Origin of the sequence: Microbacterium sp. NPDC057659 (genome assembly GCF_042799915.1) — a bacterium.
In the GTDB taxonomy this organism is placed as follows: domain Bacteria; phylum Actinomycetota; class Actinomycetes; order Actinomycetales; family Microbacteriaceae; genus Microbacterium.
Map to the genome: position 1 here is coordinate 1 of NZ_JBHVHU010000006.1, position 5,078 is coordinate 5,078.

A 5,078-nucleotide genomic window follows, 5' to 3' on the forward strand; every position below is an offset into this window, starting at 1 on the left:
TTTTTTACGGAGAGTTTGATCCTGGCTCAGGATGAACGCTGGCGGCGTGCTTAACACATGCAAGTCGAACGATGAAGCCCAGCTTGCTGGGTGGATTAGTGGCGAACGGGTGAGTAACACGTGAGCAACCTGCCCCTGACTCTGGGATAAGCGCTGGAAACGGTGTCTAATACTGGATATGTGCCACGGCCGCATGGTCTGTGGTTGGAAAGATTTTTTGGTTGGGGATGGGCTCGCGGCCTATCAGCTTGTTGGTGAGGTAATGGCTCACCAAGGCGTCGACGGGTAGCCGGCCTGAGAGGGTGACCGGCCACACTGGGACTGAGACACGGCCCAGACTCCTACGGGAGGCAGCAGTGGGGAATATTGCACAATGGGCGGAAGCCTGATGCAGCAACGCCGCGTGAGGGATGACGGCCTTCGGGTTGTAAACCTCTTTTAGCAGGGAAGAAGCGAGAGTGACGGTACCTGCAGAAAAAGCACCGGCTAACTACGTGCCAGCAGCCGCGGTAATACGTAGGGTGCAAGCGTTATCCGGAATTATTGGGCGTAAAGAGCTCGTAGGCGGTTTGTCGCGTCTGCCGTGAAATCCTCAGGCTCAACCTGAGGCTTGCGGTGGGTACGGGCAGACTTGAGTGCGGTAGGGGAGATTGGAATTCCTGGTGTAGCGGTGGAATGCGCAGATATCAGGAGGAACACCGATGGCGAAGGCAGATCTCTGGGCCGTAACTGACGCTGAGGAGCGAAAGGGTGGGGAGCAAACAGGCTTAGATACCCTGGTAGTCCACCCCGTAAACGTTGGGAACTAGTTGTGGGGTCCTTTCCACGGATTCCGTGACGCAGCTAACGCATTAAGTTCCCCGCCTGGGGAGTACGGCCGCAAGGCTAAAACTCAAAGGAATTGACGGGGACCCGCACAAGCGGCGGAGCATGCGGATTAATTCGATGCAACGCGAAGAACCTTACCAAGGCTTGACATACACGAGAACGGGCCAGAAATGGTCAACTCTTTGGACACTCGTGAACAGGTGGTGCATGGTTGTCGTCAGCTCGTGTCGTGAGATGTTGGGTTAAGTCCCGCAACGAGCGCAACCCTCGTTCTATGTTGCCAGCACGTAATGGTGGGAACTCATGGGATACTGCCGGGGTCAACTCGGAGGAAGGTGGGGATGACGTCAAATCATCATGCCCCTTATGTCTTGGGCTTCACGCATGCTACAATGGCCGGTACAATGGGCTGCGATACCGTGAGGTGGAGCGAATCCCAAAAAGCCGGTCCCAGTTCGGATCGTAGTCTGCAACTCGACTACGTGAAGTCGGAGTCGCTAGTAATCGCAGATCAGCAACGCTGCGGTGAATACGTTCCCGGGTCTTGTACACACCGCCCGTCAAGTCATGAAAGTCGGTAACACCTGAAGCCGGTGGCCTAACCCTTGTGGAGGGAGCCGTCGAAGGTGGGATCGGTAATTAGGACTAAGTCGTAACAAGGTAGCCGTACCGGAAGGTGCGGCTGGATCACCTCCTTTCTAAGGAGCACTGCGGTTCTTCGGAACCGACAGAGCCGGAATCGGGACGAATGTTCTCGACCGGAGCTCATGGGTGGAACATTTGACATGCCATCGCGGATGCGTGGTGTTCTCAGTACGCTGCTTCGGCAGTTGGAACGGGATGCTGCGGGGATGTGGTGGCTGCACGCTGTTGGGTCCTGAGGGACCGGGCCGGCTGGCTTCTCTTCGGGGAGGTTGGTTGTTCTGTTTCCTTGTGGCCCTTACTTCTGTTGCCGGTTGGCTTCGGGGGTGGGGGACCGCCCGTACTTTGAGAACTACACAGTGGACGCGAGCATCTTAAAGAAAACTTCCATCAGGCTTTTCCTGGCCTGATGGTTCTCATGTGATTTCAAGTCTTTAAGAGCAAACGGTGGATGCCTTGGCATCTGGAGCCGAAGAAGGACGTAGCAATCTGCGATAAGCCTCGGGGAACTGATAAGCGAGTTTTGATCCGAGGGTGTCCGAATGGGGAAACCCCGCCAGGCGTTTGTGCGACCTGGTGACTCCCGCCTGAATATATAGGGCGGGTAGAGGGAACGCGGGGAAGTGAAACATCTCAGTACCCGCAGGAAGAGAAAACAACATGTGATTCCGTGAGTAGTGGCGAGCGAAAGCGGATGAGGCTAAACCGGGTGTGTGTGATAGCCGGCAGGCGTTGCATGCCCGGGGTTGTGGGACCCTCTTGATCATTCTGCCGAGTGGTCGACGTGATGCGCGAGTGTAGACGAACGGTCTTGAAAGGCCGGCCATAGTGGGTGCCAGCCCCGTAGTCGAAATGCTTGGTGCAGCGTGGAGGGGATCCCAAGTAGCACGGGGCCCGTGAAATCCCGTGTGAATCTGTCAGGACCACCTGATAAGCCTAAATACTCCCAGATGACCGATAGCGGACAAGTACCGTGAGGGAAAGGTGAAAAGTACCCCGGGAGGGGAGTGAAATAGTACCTGAAACCGTTTGCTTACAAACCGTTGGAGCCTCCTTAGTAGGGGTGACAGCGTGCCTTTTGAAGAATGAGCCTGCGAGTTAGTGATATGTGGCGAGGTTAACCCGTGTGGGGTAGCCGTAGCGAAAGCGAGTCTGAATAGGGCGATTCAGTCGCATGTCCTAGACCCGAAGCGAAGTGATCTATCCATGGCCAGGCTGAAGCGACGGTAAGACGTCGTGGAGGGCCGAACCCACTTAGGTTGAAAACTGAGGGGATGAGCTGTGGATAGGGGTGAAAGGCCAATCAAACTTCGTGATAGCTGGTTCTCTCCGAAATGCATTTAGGTGCAGCGTTGCGTGTTTCTTGCCGGAGGTAGAGCTACTGGATGGCCGATGGGCCCGACCAGGTTACTGACGTCAGCCAAACTCCGAATGCCGGTAAGTGAGAGCGCAGCAGTGAGACTGTGGGGGATAAGCTTCATAGTCGAGAGGGAAACAACCCAGACCACCATCTAAGGTCCCTAAGCGCGTGCTAAGTGGAAAAGGATGTGGAGTTGCTTAGACAACCAGGAGGTTGGCTTAGAAGCAGCCACCCTTGAAAGAGTGCGTAATAGCTCACTGGTCAAGTGATTCCGCGCCGACAATGTAACGGGGCTCAAGCACGCCACCGAAGTTGTGGCATTGACATTTTTGGTAGGCCTTCGTGGTCCAGCCGTGTTGATGGGTAGGAGAGCGTCGTGTGGCGGGTGAAGCGGCGGAGTGATCCAGCCGTGGATGCCACACGAGTGAGAATGCAGGCATGAGTAGCGAAAGACGTGTGAGAAACACGTCCTCCGGAAGACCAAGGGTTCCAGGGTCAAGCTAATCTTCCCTGGGTAAGTCGGGACCTAAGGCGAGGCCGACAGGCGTAGTCGATGGACAACGGGTTGATATTCCCGTACCGGCGAAGAACCGCCCACACGAAGTCAGGAGTGCTAACCGTCCGAAGTCAGTCATCGTCACCTTCGGGTGACACCGGCTGGTGGAGCACGGGACCCCATCTGGTGGAGTGAGCGTATTAACAGGTGTGACGCAGGAAGGTAGCCCATGCCAGGCGATGGTTGTCCTGGTGCAAGTGCGTAGGCCGAGTCATAGGCAAATCCGTGACTCATCAAGGCTGAGACACGATGCGGATGAAAAGTGGGTGATCCTATGCTGCCGAGAAAAGCATCGACGCGAGGTTCCAGCCGCCCGTACCCCAAACCGACTCAGGTGGTCAGGTAGAGAATACCAAGGAGATCGAGAGAATCGTGGTTAAGGAACTCGGCAAAATGCCCCCGTAACTTCGGGAGAAGGGGGGCCATCCACTTATACCGCCTTGCGCGGAAAAGGGTGTGGTGGCCGCAGAGACTAGTGGGTAGCGACTGTTTACTAAAAACACAGGTCCGTGCGAAGACGCAAGTCGATGTATACGGACTGACGCCTGCCCGGTGCTGGAAGGTTAAGAGGACCGGTTAGCCCTTTTGGGCGAAGCTGAGAATTTAAGCCCCAGTAAACGGCGGTGGTAACTATAACCATCCTAAGGTAGCGAAATTCCTTGTCGGGTAAGTTCCGACCTGCACGAATGGCGTAACGACTTCCCAACTGTCTCAACCGCGAACTCGGCGAAATTGCATTACGAGTAAAGATGCTCGTTACGCGCAGCAGGACGGAAAGACCCCGTGACCTTTACTACAGCTTGGTATTGGTGTTCGGTGTGGCTTGTGTAGGATAGGTGGGAGACTGTGAAGCGGATACGCCAGTATTCGTGGAGTCATTGTTGAAATACCACTCTGGTCACTCTGGATATCTAACTTCGAACCGTGATCCGGTTCAGGGACAGTGCCTGGTGGGTAGTTTAACTGGGGCGGTTGCCTCCCAAAAAGTAACGGAGGCGCCCAAAGGTTCCCTCAACCTGGTTGGCAATCAGGTGGCGAGTGTAAGTGCACAAGGGAGCTTGACTGTGAGACTGACAGGTCGAGCAGGGACGAAAGTCGGGACTAGTGATCCGGCAGTGGCTTGTGGAAGCGCTGTCGCTCAACGGATAAAAGGTACCTCGGGGATAACAGGCTGATCTTGCCCAAGAGTCCATATCGACGGCATGGTTTGGCACCTCGATGTCGGCTCGTCGCATCCTGGGGCTGGAGTAGGTCCCAAGGGTTGGGCTGTTCGCCCATTAAAGCGGTACGCGAGCTGGGTTTAGAACGTCGTGAGACAGTTCGGTCCCTATCCGCTGCGCGCGTAGGAAGTTTGAGAGGATCTGACCCTAGTACGAGAGGACCGGGTTGGACGAACCTCTGGTGTGCCAGTTGTTCCGCCAGGAGCACCGCTGGTTAGCTACGTTCGGGATGGATAACCGCTGAAAGCATCTAAGCGGGAAGCCGGCCTCAAGATGAGACTTCCATGCCCCTTGTGGGTGAGAGGCTCCCAGCCAGACTACTGGGTTGATAGGCCAGATGTGGAAGCACGGCAACGTGTGCAGCTGACTGGTACTAATAAGCCGACGACTTGATAACACCCTCTGTTCTTCTGCGAGATGAACGCGTCCACTTTGTGGTTCTCGACGTACGGTCGGGAACCAAACAACACAC

The 5,078-nt window shown here is 55.6% G+C and carries 2 rRNA genes; both read left to right on the plus strand.

Going from position 1 to position 5,078, the window contains the following annotated elements:
• Positions 1-3 precede the first annotated feature (3 nt).
• Positions 4-1,526, plus strand: a 16S ribosomal RNA gene (locus ACFVAE_RS18265).
• 368 nt (positions 1,527-1,894) lie between these two features.
• Positions 1,895-5,003: ribosomal RNA gene (locus tag ACFVAE_RS18270) — 23S ribosomal RNA — on the plus strand.
• The 16S and 23S rRNA genes sit together here, the layout of an rRNA operon.
• Positions 5,004-5,078: the final 75 nt, after the last annotated feature.